General features: G+C 69.0%; 21 protein-coding genes. 8 read left to right on the top strand and 13 right to left on the bottom strand.

Translation table 11 applies throughout. The features are described 5' to 3' along the window. The 3 genes from OG698_RS02055 to OG698_RS02065 all read right to left on the bottom strand — a co-directional run bounded on the left by OG698_RS02055 (nt 1) and on the right by OG698_RS02065 (nt 4,432). Entirely contained in the window at nt 1-2,157 is a 2,157-nt protein-coding gene (locus OG698_RS02055; protein ID WP_406110775.1) for an RICIN domain-containing protein, read from the bottom strand. Between the two features lie 136 nt (nt 2,158-2,293). Beyond that, nucleotides 2,294-3,670 carry a ricin-type beta-trefoil lectin domain protein gene (locus OG698_RS02060; protein ID WP_406101032.1) on the bottom strand — a complete coding sequence of 459 codons (1,377 nt, stop codon included), beginning with the start codon at nt 3,668-3,670 and terminating at the stop codon, nt 2,294-2,296. A gap of 453 nt (nt 3,671-4,123) precedes the next feature. Next, on the bottom strand, nt 4,124-4,432 hold the full coding sequence (locus OG698_RS02065; protein ID WP_406101034.1) for a hypothetical protein: 309 nt from the start codon (nt 4,430-4,432) through the stop codon (nt 4,124-4,126). Nucleotides 4,433-4,809: 377 nt separating this feature from the next. On the opposite strand from OG698_RS02065, the gene OG698_RS02070 reads away from it, so the two are divergent. The 4 genes from OG698_RS02070 (at nt 4,810) to OG698_RS02085 (ending at nt 8,339) form a co-directional block, all read left to right on the top strand. After that, nucleotides 4,810-5,427, top strand: coding sequence for a carboxymuconolactone decarboxylase family protein (locus OG698_RS02070; protein WP_406101036.1), 618 nt, complete (start codon nt 4,810-4,812; stop codon nt 5,425-5,427). A gap of 410 nt (nt 5,428-5,837) precedes the next feature. Then, nucleotides 5,838-6,863 (top strand): LacI family DNA-binding transcriptional regulator, encoded by a 1,026-nt coding sequence (locus tag OG698_RS02075; protein WP_406101038.1) that lies wholly within the window; start codon nt 5,838-5,840, stop codon nt 6,861-6,863. Nucleotides 6,864-7,413: 550 nt separating this feature from the next. Continuing rightward, nucleotides 7,414-7,776 (top strand): DUF1304 domain-containing protein, encoded by a 363-nt coding sequence (locus OG698_RS02080; RefSeq protein ID WP_406101040.1) that lies wholly within the window; start codon nt 7,414-7,416, stop codon nt 7,774-7,776. Further along, nucleotides 7,773-8,339 (top strand): TetR/AcrR family transcriptional regulator, encoded by a 567-nt coding sequence (locus OG698_RS02085; protein ID WP_406101042.1) that lies wholly within the window; start codon nt 7,773-7,775, stop codon nt 8,337-8,339. Before OG698_RS02080 ends, OG698_RS02085 begins: the two co-directional genes overlap by 4 nt. A gap of 272 nt (nt 8,340-8,611) precedes the next feature. Here the strand turns inward: OG698_RS02085 and OG698_RS02090 are convergent, their stop codons facing one another. The 4 genes from OG698_RS02090 to OG698_RS02105 all read right to left on the bottom strand — a co-directional run bounded on the left by OG698_RS02090 (nt 8,612) and on the right by OG698_RS02105 (nt 13,623). Beyond that, on the bottom strand, nt 8,612-10,114 hold the full coding sequence (locus OG698_RS02090; protein WP_406101044.1) for a glycoside hydrolase family 64 protein: 1,503 nt from the start codon (nt 10,112-10,114) through the stop codon (nt 8,612-8,614). 19 nt (nt 10,115-10,133) lie between these two features. After that, nucleotides 10,134-11,432 carry a glycoside hydrolase family 16 protein gene (locus OG698_RS02095; protein ID WP_406101046.1) on the bottom strand — a complete coding sequence of 433 codons (1,299 nt, stop codon included), beginning with the start codon at nt 11,430-11,432 and terminating at the stop codon, nt 10,134-10,136. A gap of 539 nt (nt 11,433-11,971) precedes the next feature. Further along, a complete protein-coding gene (locus tag OG698_RS02100) occupies nt 11,972-12,625 on the bottom strand; it encodes an NAD(P)-dependent oxidoreductase (RefSeq protein ID WP_406101048.1) in 654 nt (217 codons plus the stop codon). A gap of 23 nt (nt 12,626-12,648) precedes the next feature. Next, a complete protein-coding gene (locus OG698_RS02105; protein ID WP_406101050.1) occupies nt 12,649-13,623 on the bottom strand; it encodes an EamA family transporter in 975 nt (324 codons plus the stop codon). Between the two features lie 78 nt (nt 13,624-13,701). On the opposite strand from OG698_RS02105, the gene OG698_RS02110 reads away from it, so the two are divergent. Together OG698_RS02110 and OG698_RS02115 are read left to right on the top strand one after the other, a co-directional pair. Continuing rightward, nucleotides 13,702-14,625, top strand: coding sequence for a LysR family transcriptional regulator (locus OG698_RS02110; RefSeq protein ID WP_406110777.1), 924 nt, complete (start codon nt 13,702-13,704; stop codon nt 14,623-14,625). Nucleotides 14,626-14,800: 175 nt separating this feature from the next. Beyond that, complete coding sequence (locus OG698_RS02115) at nt 14,801-15,979, top strand: Gfo/Idh/MocA family protein (protein ID WP_406101052.1); 1,179 nt, start codon at nt 14,801-14,803, stop codon at nt 15,977-15,979. Between the two features lie 49 nt (nt 15,980-16,028). Here OG698_RS02115 and OG698_RS02120 read toward each other — a convergent pair whose 3' ends face one another. Genes OG698_RS02120 through OG698_RS02145 form a run of 6 tightly spaced genes read right to left on the bottom strand, consistent with a single transcriptional unit; the run spans nt 16,029 to nt 22,312 of the window. Beyond that, nucleotides 16,029-17,384, bottom strand: a complete 1,356-nt coding sequence (locus OG698_RS02120; RefSeq protein WP_406101054.1) for a Gfo/Idh/MocA family protein — start codon at nt 17,382-17,384, stop codon at nt 16,029-16,031. A gap of 2 nt (nt 17,385-17,386) precedes the next feature. After that, nucleotides 17,387-18,388 carry a LacI family DNA-binding transcriptional regulator gene (locus tag OG698_RS02125; RefSeq protein WP_406101056.1) on the bottom strand — a complete coding sequence of 334 codons (1,002 nt, stop codon included), beginning with the start codon at nt 18,386-18,388 and terminating at the stop codon, nt 17,387-17,389. Beyond that, nucleotides 18,385-19,113, bottom strand: coding sequence for a hypothetical protein (locus tag OG698_RS02130; protein WP_406101058.1), 729 nt, complete (start codon nt 19,111-19,113; stop codon nt 18,385-18,387). The genes OG698_RS02125 and OG698_RS02130 overlap by 4 nt, the downstream gene beginning before the upstream one ends. A gap of 27 nt (nt 19,114-19,140) precedes the next feature. After that, on the bottom strand, nt 19,141-20,019 hold the full coding sequence (locus tag OG698_RS02135) for a carbohydrate ABC transporter permease (RefSeq protein WP_406101060.1): 879 nt from the start codon (nt 20,017-20,019) through the stop codon (nt 19,141-19,143). A 2-nt stretch (nt 20,020-20,021) separates the two neighbouring features. Then, nucleotides 20,022-20,990, bottom strand: coding sequence for a carbohydrate ABC transporter permease (locus tag OG698_RS02140; protein WP_406101062.1), 969 nt, complete (start codon nt 20,988-20,990; stop codon nt 20,022-20,024). A 41-nt stretch (nt 20,991-21,031) separates the two neighbouring features. Continuing rightward, nucleotides 21,032-22,312, bottom strand: coding sequence for an ABC transporter substrate-binding protein (locus tag OG698_RS02145; protein ID WP_406101064.1), 1,281 nt, complete (start codon nt 22,310-22,312; stop codon nt 21,032-21,034). 656 nt (nt 22,313-22,968) lie between these two features. Here OG698_RS02145 and OG698_RS02150 point away from each other — a divergent pair. Continuing rightward, nucleotides 22,969-23,625, top strand: coding sequence for an endonuclease (locus tag OG698_RS02150; protein ID WP_406101066.1), 657 nt, complete (start codon nt 22,969-22,971; stop codon nt 23,623-23,625). A gap of 130 nt (nt 23,626-23,755) precedes the next feature. Next, on the top strand, nt 23,756-24,007 hold the full coding sequence (locus tag OG698_RS02155) for a hypothetical protein (protein ID WP_406110779.1): 252 nt from the start codon (nt 23,756-23,758) through the stop codon (nt 24,005-24,007). The last annotated feature ends 26 nt before the right edge of the window (nt 24,008-24,033 follow it).

A 24,033-nucleotide genomic window follows, 5' to 3' on the forward strand; every position in this document is an offset into this window, starting at 1 on the left:
TCACGGGTAGCTGACGAGGTTGGCGACGTTGGTGGAGGAGTTGGAGGGGCCGCCCCGGTCGTTGACGACGTGGCGGATCGTGCCGGTGCCGCCCAGTGAGACCGTCACCATGTCCTTGAAGCGCACATTCGTGTTGTTGGGCGCCTCGATGGCGCGCTCGGCGGCGACGCCGGGGTTGACGTTGAAGTAGCAGTAGCTGCCGAAGCCGTACACCTGGTGGCTGGTCACCGAGTTCGCCACCTTGTAGGCGGCGTAGCCCTGCGTGGAGCCGTTCATCCAGGCCGCCTGGTTGGGCGGGTCGTACGGCATCTCGTTCTGGTAGAAGTACGTGCGTCCACCGTTGCCGTTCCAGATGGTCTGGTGCTTCTGGTAGTGCTCGACGAAAAGGCCGTACATCGTCGCGTCATCGCCGTTGACGACGAGCCCGGTGTCGGCGGTGTTGCTGGTCCAGCCCACCCCGCTGCCGTGGTCGGCTCGCCATAGCCACAGGTGGTCGCCGATGACGTCGTCGCTGTTGATCGTCAGGCTGGTGGTGGCCTTGCCGACTCCCGCTCCGCCGATGCGGAAGAACACGTCGTGCAGCGCGCTGGGGTCGGCGCTGTGGTCGGCGGAGGAGCCGCTGGGGCCCATTTCCATGAGTTGCGCGGAGTTGGTGGTCCCGGCGTCGATCAGCAGACCGGCGAGCTGGACGCCGTCCACGTCGGCGACCGTCATCGCGGTGATGCCGTTGTCGGGGATGAGTGTGGCGAGGCCGAGGCCCAGGACGACGGTGTCGGGTCGTGTCACCTTCAGTGTCTGGCCGAGGTGGTAGACCCCCGGCGTGACAAGGAGGTTCTTACCTGCGGCGAGCGCGTCGTTCATCTGCGCGGCCGTGGCGCCCGGCCTGACGATGAAGAAGTCGTCGAGGGACAGGGACGCACCCGCAGGCGTGCCTGAACTCCACGTCGTGCCACTGGTGTTGGCGCGCACGGAGGGGACGAACACCTTCCAGGAACCTGCCGAGTCGACGTACAGGAACGGCTTCTCGCGAGTGACCGGCGCCTGGGCGACGGTGGTGTACGGCGGGCTGGGGAAGCTGTTCGCGGGAGCGTTTTTGGCGCCGACGAACACCATGTTCCAGTTGGAACCGGTCCAGCTGCCCCACTCGGTGTTCCGCGACAGCCACTGCTGTTGGGAACCCGAGTTGACCTGCCCGTCGATCTTCGTGTCGGCCATGTAGCCGCCGCTGGACCAGCCGCCGTCGTCCAGGGCGAGGTTGCCGCGCAGGTGCATACGCCGGTACGGGGCGGCCTGCGACACCGCCCAGCGGTCCGTGCCGCCCGTCGGGGTCACCGACAGGTTCTCGGCCGACCGCCAGAAGTTCTGGGTGGCGTTGCCCTGGAACCAGTCGGCCTCGGCGTGCACCGCACCGCGGATGGTGACGTCGTCCGGGGACAGACCGAGGCCCGCGACCTGTGTGTAGAAGCCGACGTTGGCGTTGGCGTCGTACGTGCCGGGCTTGAAGAGGAACGCCTTGCGGGCAGTGCCGAACTGGTTGGTCTCCTGCTGCGCGAAGGCCGAGTTCAGGCTGTTCTGGATCGTGGCGGCGGGCGTCGACGGGTCGAAGACGGTGACGTTCGGGCCGAGATCCGGAGTTCCGGGCGGCGGCGTGACGTCGACGGGATTGACGTAGAAGGACTGGGCGGCTGTGCCGTTGCACGTGTACTGCGTCAGCTGCACGCTGTCCGAGGTGGAGGCGCTCGGCACGTCGAGGCACTTGCCGCTGTTGCGGTTCACGAAGTGGTACGCGCCACTCGACTCGGCGACGGCCTGCCACTGCTGGTTGGCGCCGCCGCTGTACGTCCACAGCTGCACCGGCGCGCTGTCCGCCGTCGAGACGTCGGTGACGTCCCATACCTTGCTGGCGTCGGCCCGGTTGTCGACCCGGGAGTACCCACCGGAGGTGGCCTCGATCCGCCACTGCTGAACCTGGGTGCTGTTGCAGGTGTACTGCTGGACGGCGGTCCCGTCCGCCGTCCCAGCGGCCCGCGCGTCGACGCACTTGCCGCTGCCCGCGTTGACGACGGTGGCCCAGCCGGTGGGCGGGGCGGCCGCCTCGGCGGTGACCGGCTCCCGGGCGGTCGCTCTGCCCTGTGCGGCGACTGCCACGCCGGACATGCTGCTCGCCATGAGGGCGAGCACGGTGAGCACCTTCGGTATCCGGTGGCGGCCGGAGTCTCTTCTCGATCTGGTTGGGGCGGCTGTGGATCTGAGCATGGTGGCCCTCCTGCGCTGATGGGTGGGGTGGGGAAGGTCAGCCGGTGTACTTCGCGAAGACGCGCGTGTAGTCCCAGTTCTGCTGGCTCACGCCGGAGCAGCTGTCGGCGACGCCGCCCGTGCAGGGGCGGTCCCGGTTGACCGACCAGAACGTCAGCCGCGCCAGGTGGTGCTGCTGCGCGTACGCGAGGATCGTCTGGAAGTCGGCGACGGTGACCGTCTCGTTCTGGTCGGTGATCCCATTCATCGAGGAGATGCCCATGTCCCGGTACGCCTGGTCGTCGCTGTAGCCGTAGGCGTTCTTGAGGGCCGTCTTGAGTCCCTCGGCGGCGCGCTGGGTGAGCGTGCCCATGTTCTGCCCCGCGCCGCCGAAGTCGAACGGCATGATCGTCCAACTGTCAACGGCCAGGCCCGAGTTGGCGGCACGGTTGATGAGGCTGGTGTCGGGGCCGGACTGGCCGGTGCCGATGGTGACGTACACCTTGATGCCGGGGTTGTCGGCCTTGATGGTCTTGAGTGCGTCCACGGTGCGCTGCTGGACCGTCGGATTGCTGTAGGCGTCGGCCTCGATGTCGATGTCGATCGCCTTGAGCCCGTAGGCGTTGATGACCTTCTGGTACGCGCCCGCCAGCGCGCCGGCACTGGTGCAGGAACTCTCCAGCTTGTTGCCGCTGTAGCCGCCGAACGAGGGGATGATGTCACCGCCGTTCGCCCGCACGGTGTTCACGGTCTGCTGGTCGACGCCACCGGTCAGCGGGCGGCTGCCGTCCCACTGCGGATTGCAGGTGCCGTTGCTGAGCACGAAGGCGAGGGTGAACCATTTGACGCCGGTGGCGTTCATGACCGTGGTCGGGTTCGGCGGGCTGCCCCAGCCGTTGTAGAGGTACGGGGCGACGGCCATCGGCGCGGTGGGGGTGGAGCCGCCGCCGGTGGGCGCTGTCCACTTCTGGTTCGCTGCGCCGGTGCAGCTCCAGATCTGGATCGGGGTGCCGTTCGTCGAGGTGTTGCCCGTGGCGTCGGCGCACTTGTCGGCCTGCTGGTTGACGATGTCGCCGGCCGCGGAGACCGACCACTTCTGGTTCGCGCCGCCCGTGCAGTCCCACAGCTGGAGCCTGGCCCCGTTGGCGGTCGAATTGCCGGTGACATCAAGACACTTGCCCAGGGCTCGTATCGTTCCGTCGGAACCGACCGTCCACTGCTGGGCGGCGGTGCCGTTGCAGTCGTAGAGCTGAACGGCCGCGCCGTTCGCCGAGCTCGCCCCGGCCACGTCGAGGCACTTGCCGGCGAGACCCGTGATCGTGCCGGTAGCGGCAGAAGCGGGTGCCGCACCGAAGGCGCCGGCGGAGAGCGCAAGCAGCGTGGTGGTGAGCGCGCTGCGGATCACGGTGGAGCGCGCGAGGGGTGGTCTGGTCATCGGGGATCACAGCCCTTCATGGGAGGCCGGCAGTGGGGGTCCCCCTGTTCACGTTGACGAACAGAGAGTGCATTCATGAAGCTGTGGCGATCCGGAACCTAAAGGTCTGCACCAACGACGTCAAGAGGTGAAGCAAGAAGGGCCTGAACCGAGCTGCGCTCGCAAGGAGTTGAACGCGCGAAGGTCCCCGGATGACGTCCCAGTGGCCTCAACCTCTTCTGACCCAAGGCGCGCGTTACCTGGTCGGCGAACGACTCCGCGGCAGATGTCCGGTTCCAGAGCCCGCACGTCGGGGCCTATGAGGACTTGCAGCGCAGCCGGCTGTCGTCCCACTGATCGCGCACGTCGACTGCACGACGCCAGGCCGGTCCCGGCAAGCAGGCCTTGCCCCACCTGCCTCTCGAGCTGAGCCATCCCGTCTCAGCACCGTACGGGCTGCGGTCGCCCCCGTCCTCAGGACTCTCTCGGCCCCAACGGTCCGGCGGCGGGCCCCTCCCCCGCCGGCTCCACGTAGGACGGCAGTTCGCGCATCCGGCGCAGCGGCGACAGGAAGACGGGCAGGAAGGTGAGCGACCGGCCGACTGCCCCGGCCAGCAGCGTGCCACGGACGCCGATCGTCGAGCCCAGCAGGCCGCCAAGCAGCGCCCCGAAGGGCATCGCACCCCAGATCAGGAACCGCATCGTCGCGTTCATCCGACTGAACAGCCCGGAGGGGCATGGCGCCTGGCGGAAGCTGACCTGGTTGATGTTGTAGACCACCAAGGCCCCACTGCCTGCCAGCGGCGCCCCCTCCGCCGGACTCGTCCGCGCGTCGGCAAGGTGTCGGGGTCGTGAGCGAGGTGCCCGGAGTAGTACCCGAACGCGATCAAGAACTCTGGTGGGCAGCAGTGACACCGGTGCAAGGAGGAATGAGGTCAGCCGGCCTGCCTTGCGGGCACCCCTCGAAGGGGCAGATGAGGCTCGGTGTTGCGTCAGGAGGTGGCCTGGCTTCGTACAACCGCACGACCACGTCTATCGCACTGAGGGGCGGTGACACGGGCCTGCTCCGGTCCCGGTCCGACCGTAACCGGACGCGCAGGCAAGCGCTTTTACTCGCTAAACGTTCAGCCAGTTTCTAGCCTAGGTGTCTGGAGGTCTTGATGACCGAGAGAGTTCAGGTAACGCGCAACGACGACGGCAGCGCCCGCCCCAGGATCCAGCCCCTGGCCGCAGAGCAGTGGGACACGAGGACGCGCGCGCTCCTCGCTACCGCGACTCGGGATCCCGGAGGCCGGGTACCCAACATTTTCACCACCCTGGTGCGACATCCCGACCTGTACGAGCGGTTCCTGCCGTTCGGCGGCCAGTTGCTCCATACCGGCCGGCTGCCGGGCGAGATCCGCGAGCTGCTGATCCTGCGCACCTCGTACAACACCGGCGCCTCGTACGAGTGGGGACACCACGTCCCGCTGGCCAAGGAAGTAGGCGTCACGGACGCCGACATCGAGCGCATTCCGCGAGGTCCGGAAGCCGATGGATGGACGGACCTCGAGCGGCATCTGATCAGGGCGGCGGACGAGTTGCACTGCGCCGCGCGGCTGCCCGATGCCACCTGGGACGCCCTCGCCGCACACTTCGACGATGCGGATCTGATCGAGATCACCATGCTCGTGGGGCTGTATCACATGGTGGCGTACTTCTTGAACACCATCGGCGTCCAACTGGACCCGGGCTTCTCGAACAGCGGGTTCGTGGACGGAGCACGGGAACTTGGGTGAAGCGCGGGTTGCCGACCGTGCGGCCCCCCGCCTGGCCGGACGCAAAGTACTGGTGCTCAGCCGGGACCCGTCCAGACGACGGCCCGCAGGCGCCCGTCCGCAACGGCCGGGCGTTCGCCGTCGGCCCGATGCGCGGGCCGGCGACAGCGGCGTCCTCGGCGTCGCGGTCGAGACGCATGGCCGTGATGAGAACGGATCCGCGTCACCGCCACGCGCGGAGCCTGAAGTCCCGCCCGTCCACAGCCGGCCTGTCTGGCGAAGGCGCCGACCGGGCACTGTCCCGCCGGACCCCGGCACGCGGGAGCTCTCTCGGCGCGTCTCCGCCTGCGGATATCCTGGTCGGCGTCGACCGCCCGGCCGACCCGAGCCCACACCGCAGACCGAGCAGCGCCGCAGAAGGAGCGCCCGCCTTGCCCGAGCAGACCACGGGGTCCCGCCCCACGCTGGAAGCTGTCGCCGCGCATGCCGGCGTGTCCCGGGCCACGGCCTCCCGGGTCGTCAACGGCGGCGCGGGCGTGCGCGCCCCGCTGGTGGACAAGGTGCGCAGGGCCGTAGAGGAGCTCGGTTATGTTCCCAACCACGCGGCCCGCACACTGGTCACCCGGCGCAACGGTGCTGTCGCGGTGATCATCGCGGAGCCCGAACTCCGCATCTTCTCCGACCCGTTCTTCGAGCAACAGGTCCGCGGCATCAGCCGGGAGCTGACCGAGCACGACGCCCAGCTGGTGCTGCTGTGGGTCGAGGGGCCCGGCGACCACGACCGGATCGCCCGCTATCTCGGCGGCGGGCACGTGGACGGGGCGCTGGCGTTCTCCCTGCACAACGACGACGAACTGCCCACCCTCATCGGGCGGACGGGCATACCGACGGTGTTCGGCGGAAGGCCCGCCGCCGGCTCCGGCCTGAACGTGCCGTTCGTGGACTGCGACAACCGGGGCGGCGCGCGGGAGGCCGTCCGGCATCTGGTGTCACTCGGCCGCCGGCACATCGCGCACATCGCGGGCCCGCGCGACCAGATGTCCGCGCTGGACCGGATCGACGGCTACCACGACGTGCTGCTCAAGGCCGATCCCGCGCTGCTGTGCCAGGGCGACTTCGCCGAGGAGAGCGGCGCCCGCGCCATGGCCGAACTGCTCGACCGGCGGCCGGACGTCGACGGCGTGTTCGTCTCCAATGACCTCATGGCCGCGGGCGCCCTGCGCACCCTCCGCGAACGCGGAGTGCGGGTACCCGAGGACGTGGCCGTGGTCGGCTTCGACGACATGGCGTCCGTCGTGCGGACCACGGAGCCGGCGCTGACCACGGTCCGGCAGGACATCGAGGGAATGGGCCGGCTGATGGTCAAGCTTCTGATGCGGCAGCTCGACAACGCGGACGGCGAGGCCCCGTCGTCGGTGATCACCCCGACGACCCTGGTGCGGCGCGCCTCGGCCTGAGGGCTCCCCGGGAACACGGCACGGGACGGGCATGCCCCCGGCGTTGACTGCCCCCTGCGGCGGCCCGCCCAGTGATCAGTTGTAAGGCATCATCGGCGCCGGCTGCCGTGCCTGTCTGCAGATTCGACGCGGCGTTGCCGATCGCACTCCAAGCCTCCAGCCCGACCATGCCACCGAGCGGACTGCCGACGGGGGTTGCGGTGGGCGACGCACAGGGCCCGGGACTGCGTGTACTTCTCCCAGCGCGTGACCGGGGCGATCGCGAAACAATGGCACCTCTCGGCCGGTCGAACGTGCTCACTCCCCAGGTCGTAGGCCAAGCGTCGTGCCCAGGTGAAGGGCCGGGAGCGGGTGGCGTACCTGCATGCGCACCTGGCAGCGGTGACCGCGTCTTTGAGGACGGCCTCGACGTGCAGGGCCCTTTCTTACGCAGTAACGCAGGCTGCGCCGTCTCGCCCGGGTCGAACGAGCAAGCAACCCAGGATTTCTTGGACGACTGTCCATGTATGCTGGACACCTGTCCATGAAGTTCAAAGGAGACGGAAGACCGATGGAGACGACGGCGAATGTCCTGGTCGGACTGGTGGCCGCCCTGCACGCGTACATCCTGGTTCTGGAGATGTTCCTGTGGGAGAGGGCGCCGGGTCGAAAGCTCTCCGGTTTCGACGCCGACCTGGCCCGCGCCACCGCGCCACTGGCCGCGAACCAGGGCCTCTACAACGGTTTCCTGGCGGCCGGACTGATCTGGGGTCTGATCGCCGGCGACCCGACCGGATTCCGCGTCAAGGTCTTCTTCCTGGCCTGCGTGCTGATCGCCGGCGTGTACGGCGGCGCCACCACGAACCGGCGCATCCTGACTGCCCAGGCACTGCCAGGCGCGCTGGCCCTCGCAGCCGTCCTGGTGGCCCGGTGACAGCCCCCAAGGCAGACCCCCGGGCGGCCCGGACCCGAGCCCGGCTGCGCCAGGCCCTGCTCGACGAGTGCGCGCAGCGCCCACTGGCGGACGTCAGCGTCGCCGCGCTGGCACGCAGGGCCGGGGTCGGCCGCGCCACGTTCTACGTCCACTACGGCGACCTGGAGGCGCTGGCCGTCGACGCCTGCGCCGACGTGGTCCGCGAAGCAGTGGACGCCCTCCACGCCTGGCGCGGCACCCCGGACCCCGCGAGCCCGCCGCCCGCGCTGAGTGCCTTCTTCGCCGGCGTCGTCCCGCACGCCGGCCTCTACCGGACGCTGCTGCGCCCCGGCGGTGGCGGCCCTCTCGGCCGCGTACTCCATCATGATCTGCGCGCCCGCAGTCACACCGAGCGCACCCTGGCCGGGGCCCCGCAGCCCGACCTGATCTCCTCGGCCGTGTCAGCGACCTTCGCCGGCGTGCTCGCCGACTGGCTGCACGGGCTCATCAAAGCCACACCCGACCAGATCACCCACCAGATCTGGCACCTGCTCGTCACCCTGCACAGCATCCGCATGCCTTGACGCAGACCGACAGCGATCCGGCCTACCGACTGTGTTCACTCCCCCTGCACGGCGCCGCGATCAACGCACTGGCCGGCCAACCATCGGGACGGACCGAAGTGTCGCTCTCGCAGTGGAGCTGCGAACTCCCCGTCGAGGCCGGGGTGGTGCCACCTCGCTCAGCAGAACCGAAGCCCTTGACACCGGTCCCCCGGCGCCAGGGTGTCAACGCTCCGTACAACCTCTCGCGGGAAGGTGTCGTGCCCGCCCCGTATGCGGGGCGGGCACGGTCATCACCAGCCGATGCCGAGTGTGAGTGCGGTAGGCGGGTCGGCATTGCCGAGGATCTGCACGGATGACTGATCGTTGATGTCGTCGTAGGGGAAGCCGTAGGCGCGCTTGTTGAGGCCGACATCGTGGAAGAAGCCGGCGTAGTCGTTCTTGACGCTTGCGGTGTAGTAGGCGGAGGGGGTGTACCAGGTGGCGGTGTCCAGGGCCACGCCCCGGTTGAACGCGGCGCAGAATTCTGCGCCGAGTTGTTTCTCGGTGTCGCTGCCCGAGGCGAGTGCCCCGGCACAGGCCACGGTGTCCGCAGAGGTGGGCTTGTCCAGGCGGAAGGAGCCCGTGCCGTTCTTCGTGAAGGTGAGCGTGGTGCCGCTGACCTGGCCGCTGAATGTCTCGCCCAGCCGGGTCAGTTTGAAGGGATGGGTGGAGTAGTAGCTCCAGGCCTGGTCGATGTACGCCTGCAGATAGTTCGCCTGCGGGCCTCCTGCCAGGAAAAGGTTGGAGGAGCGCGGGGCGATGATGCGGTGGGTGCCCTGCAGCGGCTTGAAGGCCTCGCCCACTGAGGCCGCGTACCGGGACATGACCTGCGCGCGGGTCAGTGTGATGCCCTGGGTGTTGTCATAGCCGCTCGATGCCTGCGTCAGGTGCGCGGTCATGGGGAAGCCGAACTGGTCGACCTGGGTGGTGTTTCCGCCGAACGCCACCTGCCCGTGGACGTAGGTGTACTCGTACCAGTCGTAGTAGACGTCGGTGTTGGGGTCATTGGGGTTGCGCAGGTCAGGGCCGCCCCATCCCTGGTCGTCGGGAGAGACCGGGATGTACATCGGGGATCCGAGCGAGACATAGATCCGTCCCCCACGGATGGATGTGGGTGAGGGGACGGAGCCGTCCGACTGCGCCAGCGTGAACGACATGTTGGGGTAGTTGACGCCACTCTTGGTGAGATGACCTGGTGCTGTCGCGTCCAGGTGGCTGATGTGGGCCATCGTCCCGTCGGCCTTCATGTACGACCACTGGCCGGGCGTCACCTGCCCCAGCACGGTGAGGTAGATCTGTGAACCGGCGTAGACACCGCGGGTGTTGTTCTGGAAGGTGATCGGGAAGGTGCCCGCACCACCCCCTCCACCGCCACCGCCTCCTCCGCTGCCCACTGTGTAGGTGAAATGCGGGGTGTCGTAGAGCGGGCCGTTCTTCTCGTACGTGAACCAGTACTCGAGGGCGAAGCCGCTCGGCAGGCCGCTGACGATCTGCCGCCACGTGCCCGCATTGTTCGTCATGCGGAAGCTCTGCAGGCCGGCGTCGGGTGAGAGGTAGTGCACGTCGACGAGGGAGGCGGGCGTAGTGGGTCTGAACGAGATCTCGGCTGCGCCGGAGCCGGTCGGGGCGACTCCTTGGGTGTAGTCGGCGGCGGCCTGTGCGGGCGCGAGGGTGGTGAGGGTGAGGCCTATGAGCGTCAGAAGGACGGTCAGGGTGGCGGCCAGCGGCCGTTTGCGTAAGGGATGTCTGGTCATGGGCGGCACTTCCTGCCTGTCAGTGGCCGAAGTTGAACCAGTTGATGTTCACGAAGTCGGCGGGCTGGCCGCTGGTGAAGGTGAGGTAGACGTCGTGCTTGCCGGTGACGGCGCTCATGTTGGCCGGGAGGTCCTTCCAGGTCTGCCAGCCGCCGGTGTTGGCCACGGCGAAGCTGCCCACGGGTGCGTTGGTGCGGCTGTCGAGACGCACTTCGACCAGTCCGCTGACGCCGCCGGACGCGCCGCTGGCTACGCGTGCAGTGAACTGCTTGGCCGGTGTGCCGCCGAAGTCGACGCCCTTGTACAGGGCCCAGTCGCCGTTGGCTGCAGTGGCGAGGTTCTGGCCTCCGCCGGTGTCAGTGGTTGCATCGGTGGTCAGTCCGGATTGCTGGTCGGCGGACTCGGCCTGGATGGTGCTGTAGGCGTCGCGGTTCCCGGACGGCGGCGTGGTGGGAGGGTCGGTCGGAGTGCCACCGCCGCCGGTGGACTGCAAGACCTGGACGTAGTCGACGACGAGCGGGTGGCCGGGCTCGGTGCTGCCGTCGGGGCCGCCGCCGAAGGCCGCGGGGAATTCGCCGCCCATGGCGACGTTGAGGATGATGAAGTAGCCGTGGTTGGTTGCGTTGGTCCAGGTGGCCGCGTCAACCTGGTTCTGGCGGACGGTGTGGTAGTTGACGCCGTCGAGGTAGAAGCGCATCTCCTGCACGGCGGTCGACTTGTCCCACTCGACCGCGTAGGTGTGAAAGCCGGCCTGGCAGGTGGCGCCGGCGCATACCTTCTGGCCGCCGATGCCTGACTTCTCGTTGCAGGGTCCGCCCGGGCTGGTGCCGCAGTGCATGGTGGCCCACACGTTGTTGATGCCCTGGACGTTCTCCATGATGTCCAGCTCGCCGATGCCCGGCCAGTTCCACCAGTTGCCGCGGTAGGGAGCCCCAAGCATCCAGAATGCAGGCCAGTAGCCCTTGGCAGCCGCGCCCGTCACGTTCGGCATCTGCAGCCGCGCCTCGACGCGCAGTTTCCCGCCGGCGGGCGGCTGGAAGTCGGACCGGATGGACTCGACGCGGCCGGAGGTCCAGTTTCCGGCGGCGTCGCGTCGGGGAGTGATGCGGAGGTTGCCCGAGCCGTCGAGCGAGACGTTGTCGGTGCTGGAGGTCATCGTCTCGACCTCGCCGGTACCGAAGCCCGCGGGTCCGCCCGGGTAGCTGGTGCCTGTCGTGTACTGCCAGTTGGTCGTGTTGACTCCGGAACCGGCCGGCCCGTTGAAGTCGTCGGCGAAGACTTGTGTCCAACCGGCCGGCGGCGGAGGCGCGGAGGCCATCGCCGGCAGGGTGACGCTGACCGCGGCGGCTGCGAGACTCAACACGCTGAGGACCGCGATCGATGCTCGCCGCAAGGGCGCGCTGACGTGCGGGATTCGTTTCACGGGCGGGTACCTCTTCCATCGGGACTTGCACGGTCACGACATCTTGAGAGCGCTCTCAACCCATCGCGGACACTGTGCTCTCCGCCACATCAAGCGTCAAGAGTTGAAACACGCAAACCCCAAACACGACCACATAGTTCAAGTGCCGGAGAGACGAACGCCACCCAGATCACCGCTGCCCACACAGCGCCCGTTCCGGGAGTCACTCGGCACTGAGCCTGCGCTCGGCAGCGACTCCGGCAACCACACGCGCCATCCCGCCGAAGGGCTTCAACGCCCCACGGCAAGAAGGCCATCCGAACGTGGTGCCGCTCGTGACGTCCCCCGAATGCGAGGGCCCCCCTTTGGGGACGAGCCGGCGCCGACGATCTCGGTCAGCTCCAAGGTCGTGCGCGCCCGCAGGCACGTAGCTGACCGCCTCACGCTGATGACGGTTAGTCGCGGTGGACAACCGTGATGTGATGTTCAGGGCCAGGGGCTTCGAGTTCGTCGACCACCGCGACAGCCAGGTCCTCGGCGCTGATCCACGATCGGCCCTCGGCGCTGGTGAGCAAGGTGTCGGTGCCCCGGCGATAGTGGCCCGTGCGTTCACCGGGTTCGAGCAGGGCGGGCGGACTCAGGTAGACCCAATCGGCACCGGTATGAGCCTGGCAGGTTCGCAACTGAGCGATCCCGGCAGCGGCGACGGCCTTCAACTCAGGGGACACATACGCGGGATTGTCGGCGACCAGCAGATCGTGACCGTCGGGGCTGCGCAAGGCGCCGGCGCCGCCGACCACGAGGACACGAATCCCGAGCTGTGCCGCGATGTCCAGCACCGTACGGGTGGCGCCGACCAAGAACTCCTCGTCGACCGGGACGGTCCGCACGGTCAACACCACGGCGTCCACGGTGCCGTTCGGGACGGAGCCCGTAAGCGCCTCGCGCACCGCGTGCACGTGGTTCACCTCGACTGCGAGTGGCGTCACGTTCGGGTCCTTGCTTGCAAGCTTCCGGGACAGGGCAAGCACATGGTGCCCGCGTGCCCTGGCCTCGGTGATCACCCGGCTGCCGACCATCCCGGTGGCACCCAGCACGGCGATCGTCATGTCTGCGCTCGTCGAATCTGTCTTCATCGAATCCGTCCTTCTCGAACGTGGCCTTCTCGAATTTGATGTTCTGTCAGCCTGTCGCGCGCGATGCGGCCGGACAGGCGCGGGGCGCTGAACTGCGCGGCGAGCAAGGCGGCCAGAGCAACAACGAAGCCAAGGGTCTGCAGCGGGCTCAGGGACTCGCCCAGCACGATTCCGATGACGGTCGCGACGAGCGGTGACAGCAGTACCAGCGGTGCGGACGCGCCGACCGGCAGCTCTGCGATCCCGCGGAACCAGAGGGCGTACGCGATCAGCCCACCCATGCTGCCGAGCCACAGGTAGCCGCCGACAGCTCCGGCATCGATCCGCTGCGGCACCCCCTCGATCGCAAAAGTGAGCGGGAGCAGCAGCAGGCCGCCGACCGTCAGTTGCCAGCCGGCCAGGGCCAACGGACCGACGTCCGCGGGGCGGCCCCAGCGCTTGGTGAGGACGACCCCGCCGGCCATGAGGGCCGTATGGCCGAGGCCGGCGAGCACCCCGACGGCGTCCAGCCGGGCCTCCGGACCGAGCACGACGAGTCCGACACCGGCCACGCCGATCACACCCCAGGTCAGTCGCCAGAGCGTGGGCCGGTCGTGGAGCAACGCGATGGCCAAGCCTGCGACCAGCAGCGACTGGGCAGCGCCGAGGGTGGCGGCGACGCCGCCGGGGAGTCGTTCGGCCGCCAAGAACAGCAGAGGCATCCCTCCGATGTTGAGCACGCCGAGGATGACGGCCTTCCACCACCAGTCGCCGCGCGGGAGCACCCGGGTGATCGCCAGCGCGAGCAGCCCGGCCGGCAACGCGCGCATCAGCCCGGCGAAGAGCGGATGCCCCGGCGGTAACAGTTCCGTGGTCACGACGTACGTGGTGCCCCAGGAAGCGGGAGCGAGTGCGGTCAGTGCGACGGTTGCCACCTGCTGCGCGTACGGGGTCCGCAGCAGGCCAGGTGACCGCTTGGTCAAGGAGTGCATGTGATGAAGTCTCGGCACAACGCGTCATGAATCCAACGCATGCTTGCGATCGCAGCCATGAACCAGAACGATTACGGTGTGGACCTCCAGCAGATGCGCTACGTCGTCGCCGTCGCCGAAACCCGCAACTTCACCCGCGCCGCCGAACGCTGCTCCGTGGTGCAGTCGTCACTCAGTCACCGGATCGCCGGCCTGGAACGAGAGCTCGGGATCAAGCTGTTCGCCCGATCCAGCCGACGGGTCGAACTGACCAGCGCCGGTGCGGCGTTCGTCGTCGGCGCGCGTGAGTGTCTGGCCGCTGCCGACCGCGCAGTCGCCGACGCTGCCGCCGCGACCGGCGTGATACGCGGGCGACTGGCCGTCGGCGTGATCGTGACCACGGCCGCCGTCGACGTACCCGATCTGCTGCAGCGGTACCGCGCCCAGCACCCGGACGTCCACGTCGCCCTCCGCTCCGGACGCAGTGACGAACTGGCGACGGCGATCCGGAACGGCCATCTGGACATCGCCTTCCTCGGCCTTCCGGAGGGTGATCGGCCGTCCGGTGTGGAAAGCGTCGTGCTCGATCACGACGAGCACGTACTCGCGGTACCGGCCGGTCACCGTCTTGCGGGCGTATCCCATGTCACCCTGCGGGAGATCGCCGACGAGACGTTCGTGGACTTCGTGGGCGGGACACCCGCCCGAGCCCAGTCCGATCAGGCGTTCGCCGCCGCAGGCCTGGTCCGCGACGTCGCGTACGAGTCCGGCGTCGTCGAGCTGATCACCCGGCTCGTTGCGCGCGGGCTCGGCATTGCGCTGCTGCCATCAGCGTTCATCCGACCACTGGCCGCGGACACCCCCGAACTGGCACTGGTCCCAGTGGTCGACGGCCCTCATCGCATCGAGTATCTGGCGTGGAGCCGATTCAACCCCAGCCCAGCCACTCGTGCCATGCTCAAGGTCCTCGGGGTCGGACGACAGGCGCTGGAACAAGAGGTTCTGCAATGCGATGGCCCGTAGGGAAGATCTCACCACTTGTCCACTCGATGGCCTCATCGTCCCAGGCCGGACCAGCCCACCGCCCAGGCCGGCCTGGTGGCCGGCCCACTAGGAGACACATGAACTCGTTGACGTCGGGCCGCGACAGCGATCCAAGCCCGTGCATCCGGACGGCGTTCGTCCGCCGCACCGCGCGGTGACGGCGCAGCCCGTCGCCGTCGTCCTCGTCGGCGGCCGCGGCTTCGGCCGCATCCACCGTGCGAACCTGCGTCGGCTCACCGGACAAGGGCAGGTCCAGGTCGTCGGGGTCTGCGACCAAAGCCCCCTCGACGCCGAAGAGTTGGAGGGGCTCGGGCCCTTCGGGTCCATCTCGCAGTCCACAGACCTCAAGGCACTCCTGGAGCGCACCCGCCCATCGGTGACCATCATCAGCACACCCCTCCATACACACGTCCCACTCGCGCTGACCGCCGTCCGGGCGGGATCGCACGTACTGCTCGAGAAGCCGCCCGCGTCCTCCTTGGCAGGCTTCCAGCAGCTCGCCGAGGAACTGGACCGGTCCGGTCGCGTGTGTCAGGTCGGATTCCAGTCCTTCGGCTCCGCGGCCGTGGCATCCGTACGGCAATTGGTGGCGGACGGCGCAATCGGGCGGCCCGTGGGCATCGGTGCCGCCGGAGCGTGGGTGCGAGAGGCCCGCTACTACGCCCGCTCCCCTTGGGCCGGACGCCGCCGCGTTGCCGCCGGCCCCGGGGCGCAGGACATGGTGGACGTCGTCGACGGCGTGCTGACCAATCCCCTCGCCCACGCCCTGGCCACAGCGTTGCGCGTGGACGGCAGCGATCGCCAGGACGACGTGGCCACCGTGGAGTTGGAGCTCTACCGGGCCCATGACATCGAGGCCGACGACACCTCATGTGTCCGTGTGACGAGTACACACGACACGACCATCACGCTCGCCGCGACCCTGTGCGCCGAGCAGAACGCCGCGCCCTACATCGTCGTGCACGGCGAACAGGGCCGTATCACTCTGCACTACACGGAGGACCGTGTACTTCTGGAACGGCGGGGTCAGGCACCCCAGGAGTACGAGCACCCACGTACGGACCTCCTGGAGAACCTGATCGCCCATCTCCGTGACGGCGACGAGCTGTTGAGCCCGCTGGAACGCAGCGGCGCCTTCACCCGGGTGGTGGAGGCCGTGCGCACCGCACCCGAGCCCGTGCGCCTGCCCCCGGGCGTCTGGCACCCACTCGGCGAGGGTGCCGAGCAGCGTCGGTTGATCCCTGGTATCGACGCCCTGACCGCATCGAGCGCCGGCCGCCTCGCGCTGTTCTCCGAACTGGACGCGCCCTGGGCGAGGGCGACGGAGGGCTGACCTCCGGCCTCCGCCCCACGGCTGCTGCCCTCGAAGCTGTGGCTTGCCGTCAGTGCTTCGTCGTGTGGCGCTCCCCGAACAGGTCCGTCGCGTCCACGGGCCGCCCCGTGGCAAGGGACTCGTTGCCGGCGATGCCCACCGCCAGTGCGAACGCGCCGTCGCGGGCCGTGGCACCCTTGCCCGCTGCCGGAGCCGCCCCCTCGTCGGAGCCGTCGCCGAGCGGGCCGAAGAGTTCCTTGAGCATGCGCAGATCTCCACCGCCGTGCGAGCCCGCCGCCCCTTCGAAGGTCACCTCGCGCGGCTCCTCCCACAGGGGGCGGAGCAGGATGCGGGTACGGCCCGGATTGGCCATCAGCACGCCGCCATGCGCGGCCTCTCCCCCAGGGGCCGCGGTGCGCGGGGGCTGCCACGTGTTCTCCTCCACCTCGAGCTCCAGGCGGCCCGCGGTGCCGTTGAACATGACGCGGTAGCCCTCCCAGGGCGAGTAGGCCGTCAGGTGGTACGTCATGGTGGCGCCGGTGTCGTAGCGGACAAGGACCGCCAGGTCGTCCTCGATGTCGATGCCGTCACCGAAGACGTTGCGGTCGCGCACATAGGTGTCGCCCGCGGCCTCTGCGTCGAGGTACAGGGCGGTGAGACCGGGGTCGGCCGCCAGGTGGATCGCGTACGGGTCGTCGGCCGCCGCCGCGTCGCCGTGCGCGCGCTCGTAGTCGCGGCGCAGTCCGGTCGCCTCGCCGTTGCCCCGGCCGTAGAAGACGAGCCCGCCCTCGGCGTGGACGCGTGAAGGGGTCGCGTTCAACCACCAGTTGACGAGGTCGAAGTGGTGGCCCGACTTGTGCACGAGGAGGCCGCCGCTGTGCCGCTTCTCGCGGTGCCAGCGGCGGAAGTAGTCGGCGCCGTGACGTACGTCGAGGAGCCACTCGAAGTGCACCGATCGCACCTCGCCTATCGCGCCGTCGGCAAGCAGCTGCCAGACCTTTTCGTGGGCCGGGTTGTAGCGGTAGTTGAAGCCGACCGACAGGTCGCCGCCGGTGCGCTCCAACGCGTCGAGGATCGCACGGCACTTGGCGGCGTCGGTCGTCAGGGGCTTCTCCGTGACGACGCGGCAGCCCGCCTCCAGGGCGGTGATGATGTAGTGGTCGTGGGTGGCGTCGACGGTGGTGACGACGACCTCGTCGATCCGTTCGCGCCGCAGCAGGTCCCCGAAGTCGTCGGGCGCGGCAGCGGTTGCCTCCAGGCGGCCGAGGCCGGTCAGCAGCCGGTTGTGGTGGGCGATACGGGTCGGGCTGGGGTCGGCGAGCGCCACCACGTCGTAGTGGGCGCGGGCACCGAGGGCCCGGGTGTACATCTGGGCACGGTGTCCGGTGCCGACGATGGCGGCGCGCCGGGTGGTGAGGGCGGTCATGGTCAGGGTTCCTTCCGTGGGGCGGGGCCGGTGGAACGGCGGACGATCAACTCGCTGTCGAGGACGATCTGCTGGGGATCAGCCGACTGCGGTCCGCCGCCCTCGATGCGGCGCAGAAGCAGATTCACGGACCGCTCCCCCAGCGCATCGAGCGGCAGGCGCACGGAGGTGAGCGCCGGGGTGGAGGTCGCGGCGAGGAGTATGTCGTCCACGCCGACGAGGCTGAGGTCGTCGGGCACACGCACACCGCGCTCGCTCAGCCGGGACAGGATCCCCAAGGCCAGCAGGTCGTTGTGCGCCACGACGGCAGTGGCACCGGAGGCAAGGGCGAGGTCGGCTACCTGCGCTCCGGTATGGAACTTCGGTTCGTGCGGGCCGAACTCGCTGACCTTCAGGCCCAGTTCCTCGCAGGCCACGCGCACGGCGTGGCCGCGCTGCTCGCTCGACCAGGAGTCGCGGGCGCCCAGGACGAGGGCGAGGTGACGGTGCCCGAGGGCATGCAGATGCGCCACTGCCTGACGCAACCCGTCGGCTGTGGGCATGACGACCGTCGGCACTCCCGGCACGGGCCGGTTGGCAATGACGCTGGGCACCTGCTGGATGATCTCGTCGAGGCGCTCGGTGTCCATACGTGGCGCGACGAGGAGCAGCCCGTCGACCTGGCGGGCGAGGGTGAGGGCCAACTCGTATTCGTCGTCGGGGTCTTCGTCTGTGTCGGCCAGGAACACCGCATAGTCCTTGCGGCGGGCGCGGGCCTGTACCGCCTTGGCGACCACCGCGAAGAACGGGTTGGCGATGTCGGGCACGATCAGGCCGAGGGTCCGGGTGCGGCCGAGGGCGAGCGAGCGGGCGACGCGACTGGGTGTGTAGCCGAGCCGGGCCGCCGCTGCGAGAACCCGTTCACGGGTCTCGGGTCTCACCTGTTCGGGCGAGGCGAAGCAGCGGGAGACGGTGGAGGGAGACACCCCCGCCTCCGCTGCCACATCCTCGGCGCTTGCAGTCATGAACTCGCCCCGTCGGAAGAGCTCGACCGTCCTGTGCGCAGGACCGTCCCACTGTGACGGCGACGCTCTGTGCGTACGGCCTTCTCCTCGCGGCCGCGTCGCTCCACCGCCACAGCCGCGAGGGCGAGGACGCCCGACACCAGCGGGAGGAGGAGCAGCAATTGCCAGGCGCAGACTGCCGTCGCGCATACCGCGGCCGCGAGTGTCACCGAGCCCACGAGGTCGTCGCGGGAGCGCGCCAGGGCGACGCGCCGCCACCCGGCGAAGCCGTTGGCGAGGGTCGCAGGGCCGGCATCGCCCGGCTCGCTCCACGCGGCAGCCGCGCGCAGCTGCACGACGACCACGGCGACGCCGGCCGCCGCACACACCACGACGAGCAGGCCGTGGCCGGGCAGATCGCCGGCCACAGCGGCGATCCGCAGGTCGGCCGCGAGGAATGCGAGGGACGCGAGCCCCGCCGCACCGCGCAGGGTTCCACCGCGCAGTGCGCGGCGCCAGTCGGCGGCGAAGCGGCGGGCCGTGCCCACGCTCGGGCCGTCGGGCACGCAGCGGCGCACCGCCGCGCAGCCGGCTGCCATCGCTGCGGGCCAGGTCACCAGGGGCAGGGAAGCCAGCGTCACGAGCACGCCTATCCACAGGACTTCGGCGAAGAGCGTGAAGCGTTCACCGTACGGGGTATCGCGCACCCGGCCGTCTCGGTGACCGGGGTCGCTCCGGGTCGTCATCGCATACGTCATGACCGTGACCGCCCTTCAGCCCTTGAGCCCGGAGGTGGCTGCGCCCTCGATGAGCAGGCGCTGGAACGCGGCGAAGAAGGCGATCACCGGCAGCAGGGAGAGGACCGACATGCCCAGCATCGCGCCGTAGTCGGTGGCGCTGGAGGAGTCGACGAACAGACGCAGGGCCAGCGGCAGCGGATAGTTCTCCGGCGACTGGAGGTAGATCAGCGGGGCGAAGAAGTCGTTCCACGACCAGATGAACGTGAAGATCGCCGTGGTGATCAGTGCGGGTCGCAGCAGCGGCAGCACGATGTGCCAGAAGATCCGGAAGTGGCCGCAGCCGTCGATCAGGGCGGCCTCGTCGAGGCTCTGCGGCAGATTACGGATGAACTGCACCATCAGGAACACGAAGAACGCGTCGGTGGCGAGGAACTTGCCGAGCAGCAGCGGCACGAAGGTGTCGACCAGGCCGGCCTGCTGGAACATCGTGTACTGCGGGATGAGCAGCAGGTGGTGCGGGAGCAGGATGGTGCCGATCATCGCGGTGAACATGACGCCGCGGCCGCGGAAGCGCAGCCGTGCGAACGCATACGCCGCGATCGAGCACGACAGCACGTTGCCGATCACCGAACCCGCCGAGAGAATCAGCGAGTTGGAGAAGAACCGCCAGGTCGGCACGTCCGCGATGCCTTCGAGAGCGGTACGGAACCCCTCCCACGTGGGCCGAGAGGGAAGCAGGTCGAAACTGGAGAGGATCTCCTGGGGCGGCTTGACCGATGAGGTGAACACCCACACCACGGGGTAGAGAAGGGCGAGCAGCAGCACGGCGGCGCCACCGTGCCAGAGCAGGGCGCCCCGGTCGAACGGCCTGCGCCGGACCGCTTGGGTTCGAGGGAGGGTCGGGGTCGTCATGGTCACTTCTCCTCACCCGCATAGTGGACCCAGCGGCCCGACGTCTTGAACAGGACCGCGGTCACGACGCCGATGACGATCAGCAGCACCCAGGTCAGGGCGGCCGCATAGCCCATCCGGAAGTCGTTGAAGCCGAGTTCGTACAGGTACATCGAGTAGACGTACGTGGAGCCCGCCGGGCCGCCGGTGCCGTTGGAGAGCACGAAGGCCGAATTGAACATCTGGAAGGCGTGCACCATCTCCAGGACCAGATTGAAGAAGATCACTGGAGACAGCATCGGCACGGTCACGGAGACGAAGCGGCGGATCGGGCCGGCGCCGTCCACCTCGGCTGCCTCGTACACGTCCCGCGGGATCTGTTGCAGCGCGGCCAGGAAGATGACCATGGGCGCGCCGAACTGCCAGACGGAGAGGGCGACCAGGGACATCATCGACCAGTCGGGGTCGGACACCCAGCCGCCGGTGTCCAGGCCGAAGATGCCTGCGGCGCGGTCGACGACGCTGCCGGTGGAGAAGAGCAACCTCCAGACGATGGCCGCGCCGACGCTGGCTCCGATGAGCGAGGGCAGATAGAAGGCGGCCCGGTAGAAGTTGCGGCCTCTGCGTCCGGTGTGCAGGAGCAGCGCCACGCCGAGGGCCACGGCGAGCTTGAGCGGGGTGGCGATCAGCACGTACTGGAGCGTGACCAGGACCGAGTCGCGCACCTGCGGATCGTCGAAGAGGATGCGCCGGTAGTTCTCGAGGCCGATCCAGTTCCGGGTGTCGAAGAGGTTGTAGTCCGTGAAGGACATGAACAGCGAATAGAACATCGGAGCGAGGGTCAGCAGACCCGCGCCGATCATCCAGGGAGTCAGGAAGACATACGCCGCACGGTCGCTGCCCCGGCGGCGCTTGCCCGGGGCGACGCCGGGGGTGTGGGGGTCTCGGCGGGCCGCCGGTATCGCGGCCTCGGTCGTCGTCGTACCGGCCATGGGTTCTCCATAGGTCGTGGGGGTTCTCGGGCCGGCAGTCGTCAGGAGAGGACGACCTTCGCCTGGTCGAAGTAGAGGTCGACGGCCTCGTCCACGGAGATGACGCCGTAGCCGAGCTTCTCGGCGATGCGCTCCAGGCGGACGTTCAGGGTGGAGCCGCCGACTCCGGGGGCGGGCGGTGTCGCCGCTGCCACGCCGGCGATCCGCTTCTCGTAGCCCTGGGTCAGGCGCACGAACGGGTCGTCGGTACTGGCCGCGCCCTCCTGGCGGGTGGTGGGCGCCATGCCGATGTTGGTGCCGAGGATCTTCGCGACGCGCCGGTCGTTGATCATGAAGTTGATGAACTGCGCTGCCTCACTGCGGTACGGCGTCGCGCCCGAAGCGCTGAGCAGCATGCCCGGCTTGGCGTAGAGGCCGCTCGTGCCGGTGTCGGTGGGCGGGGTGGTCAGCTTCAGGCGGGTCCCTCGCGCCTCGCTGCGGCTGCCGACCTGGTTGTCCCACTCGAACATCGAGGCCGCACGGCGTGCGGTGACCGGAGCGCCCGGCTTCGCCTCCAGGATGACCCGGGCACCCGCGATGCCGCCGGCGTCCCGCCAGCGCTCGATGAACGACAGGTAGCCGTGCAAGTCGTCGGGTGTGAAGCCCAGTTGACCGGCCTCGGTCCACGCCGTCCTACCGTGCTGCATCATCCACATCTCGACGCCCATGTAGTTCTGGCCGGGGTTGTCGACACCGACCTGTGCGCCCTTGGTGAACTTGGAGATCCTGGCGGTCTGCTCGACGAACGTCTCCCAACCCGTCTTCAGATCCGGCGGAGTGGCCCCCGCCTCGGCATAGAGCCCGGCGTCGTACATGAGCGCGATGCTGTTGCGCGACAGCGGAACGCCGACGCGGCGACCTTCGATCAGGCCGGCGGTCCGCAGCGCGGGCACGACGGCGCTCGCGTCGATCTCCTTGCCGGCACCGGTGAGTTCGGCGAGATCGGCGAGGAGGTCGTGATGGGCGAAGGTGCGCAGCCAGGCATAGTCGACGTGCAGCAGGTCGGGCGGATTGCCGCCGGCGAGCGCGGTGGTCACCTTCTGCCAGTACGCGTCGAAGCCTACGAAGCTGGTCTTGATCCGGATACGGCGATGATCGCGTTCGAATACCGCGATGCACTGGTTGATGAGTTCGGCCCGGCCGGCATCACCCCAGAAGAAGTAGCGCAGCGTGGCGGTGCCGCCGGAGGCTACCGAACGGGCGCCGCTGCTGCAGCCCGTGGCGAGCGACGCGGACAGCAGGGCTGCCAGGGCGGTACGGCGGGAGGGGGCGTCATTGCCCATGCGGCTCCTCCGCGAGGTAGGTCAACTGCGTTGCGTCAATTTCTTGTTGAGGCGCGACTCTTGCAGGCGCTCGCAGAGCCGTCAATGCTTCCAGCAAGCGCTTTCCCAGAAGGGTTGCAACGGGACGGACAGCGGACATGCAGCCGCGCCGGCTCTACGGATCGGTACTCTCGGCAACTCCTGCGAGCGCTCGCAGAGCAGAGTCGCCGCAAGGTCGCAGGCTTGACGTCGCGGCCACCCCGGCACCCAACCGGGGGGACAGTGCGGCCGAGGGAGGCCGCCTGACCGGGGTCTTCGAACGCTGACCCCCGGCCCAGAGCCCGACACACCCAGCGTGCCCGGGGCTGTCCGTTCTCCGGCACACCCGGAGAACGGACAGCCCCGGGCACAAGCATCTACGGGAAACGAGAAGGCCCACCGCTCCCAACGCCTGCGCAACGAGGTCTCACCCGTACCGCGCGAAGCGCATTCAGCCGGTTCGGCGATTCCCGCGAGAGGCTCAAGCGGGTGACCATGAATACCCCCGCCGTCCCGGGACACCCGGGGAACGTGACATTCCGCGATCTGCAATGTGTACGTGGTCCCTACACCAGCCGTCGCCGGGCGAGCTGCCCGCGGTAGGGGCTGAGCAATCACGCAGAGGAGCAGCTGCAGCCATGACCCACAACAAGAGAGACAAGGAAGTCATGCGGGAACTGCTCCGCCATCACGGGCAGACCTATGCTGCCGAGGCCCACATCCAATTGAAGAACTCACCGCAGCCGCTCTACCGGACGCTCGTCCTGGCGCACCTGCTCAGCGCGCGGATCCGTGCCTCTGCCGCGGTCTCGACGTCGCGGTCCCTGTACGAGGCCGGGCTGAGGGACCCGAAACGCATGTGCGCAGCCACCTGGCAGCAGCGCGTCGATGCCCTCGGGCGTGGTGGTTACCGCCGCTACGACGAGCGCACGGCAACCCAACTGGGTGAGGGCGGCCGCATCTTGATCGACCACTGGGGCGGCGATCTGCGCAGGATGCGGGAGCAGGCGGACGGCGATGCGGACGAGTTGCGGCACCTGTTGCGGGAATTGCCGGGGGTCGGTCCGGTCGGGGCGGACATCTTCCTGCGGGAGGTTCAGGACGTGTGGCCGGAGTTCGGCCCTTTCGTGGACTCCAAGGCTCTTCAGGGCGCCACGCGTCTGGGACTGCCGCGGCGAGCCTCTGAGCTCGTCCGGCTCGCCGTTGATGGGACGAACGCGCAGATGGCCTCGGCCCTGGTGCGTGCGGCCCTGGACGAGGCGGTCGCGGCGGACTGCCTGGACCGCGTCGCCTGACGGCTGCTCTCAACGGCACGACTCGTCCTGTGCGCGGAGCCTGGAGCACGGAGCCGCCAGTATCAGGCATCCTTTCCATCCGCCGGGGTACCCGCGTGCCACACCAGCCCACCGAGGAACGGAGAGATCCGTGAGTGACCGCCGACCCGAGGTACCGGTACCGGGGCCCACCCCGAGGGACATGCCCGACCAGCAGGCAGGCACCGGCGCTGATCCCTGGGAAGCCGCAGGCGATGTGGCACAGCCGACCGATGGGGAGCGGCCCGAGCCCGACCCGGAGATCCCCGACACAGACGAAGCGGGTACCGGCCGACGGGGCACCACCCCGCACTCCGGAAGCCCGAGCCCCGAGCACCCCGTGCCCGACGAACCGTCCGGCTGACGCTCCGCGCCAGGTGGCAGCTCCGG

The sequence above is a fragment of the Streptomyces sp. NBC_01003 genome (genome assembly GCF_045162695.1).
Taxonomy (GTDB): Bacteria; Actinomycetota; Actinomycetes; order Streptomycetales; family Streptomycetaceae; genus Streptomyces.

Bases quoted from the DNA above. Each gene is read 5' to 3' on its own strand.
- OG698_RS02100 (WP_406101048.1), bottom strand. From the start codon at position 12,625: ATGACGATCGCCGTGCTGGGTGCCACCGGGATGGTCGGCAGCCGGGTG.
- OG698_RS02105 (WP_406101050.1), bottom strand. From the start codon at position 13,623: ATGCACTCCTTGACCAAGCGGTCACCTGGCCTGCTGCGGACCCCGTAC.
- OG698_RS02080 (WP_406101040.1), top strand. From the start codon at position 7,414: ATGGAGACGACGGCGAATGTCCTGGTCGGACTGGTGGCCGCCCTGCAC.
- OG698_RS02070 (WP_406101036.1), top strand. From the start codon at position 4,810: ATGACCGAGAGAGTTCAGGTAACGCGCAACGACGACGGCAGCGCCCGC.
- OG698_RS02055 (WP_406110775.1), bottom strand. From the start codon at position 2,157: ATGTCCGGCGTGGCAGTCGCCGCACAGGGCAGAGCGACCGCCCGGGAG.
- OG698_RS02140 (WP_406101062.1), bottom strand. From the start codon at position 20,990: ATGGCCGGTACGACGACGACCGAGGCCGCGATACCGGCGGCCCGCCGA.
- OG698_RS02095 (WP_406101046.1), bottom strand. From the start codon at position 11,432: ATGGCCTCCGCGCCTCCGCCGCCGGCCGGTTGGACACAAGTCTTCGCC.
- OG698_RS02120 (WP_406101054.1), bottom strand. From the start codon at position 17,384: ATGACCGCCCTCACCACCCGGCGCGCCGCCATCGTCGGCACCGGACAC.
- OG698_RS02060 (WP_406101032.1), bottom strand. From the start codon at position 3,670: ATGACCAGACCACCCCTCGCGCGCTCCACCGTGATCCGCAGCGCGCTC.
- OG698_RS02130 (WP_406101058.1), bottom strand. From the start codon at position 19,113: ATGACGACCCGGAGCGACCCCGGTCACCGAGACGGCCGGGTGCGCGAT.
- OG698_RS02135 (WP_406101060.1), bottom strand. From the start codon at position 20,019: ATGACGACCCCGACCCTCCCTCGAACCCAAGCGGTCCGGCGCAGGCCG.
- OG698_RS02125 (WP_406101056.1), bottom strand. From the start codon at position 18,388: ATGACTGCAAGCGCCGAGGATGTGGCAGCGGAGGCGGGGGTGTCTCCC.
- OG698_RS02145 (WP_406101064.1), bottom strand. From the start codon at position 22,312: ATGGGCAATGACGCCCCCTCCCGCCGTACCGCCCTGGCAGCCCTGCTG.
- OG698_RS02150 (WP_406101066.1), top strand. From the start codon at position 22,969: ATGACCCACAACAAGAGAGACAAGGAAGTCATGCGGGAACTGCTCCGC.
- OG698_RS02090 (WP_406101044.1), bottom strand. From the start codon at position 10,114: ATGACCAGACATCCCTTACGCAAACGGCCGCTGGCCGCCACCCTGACC.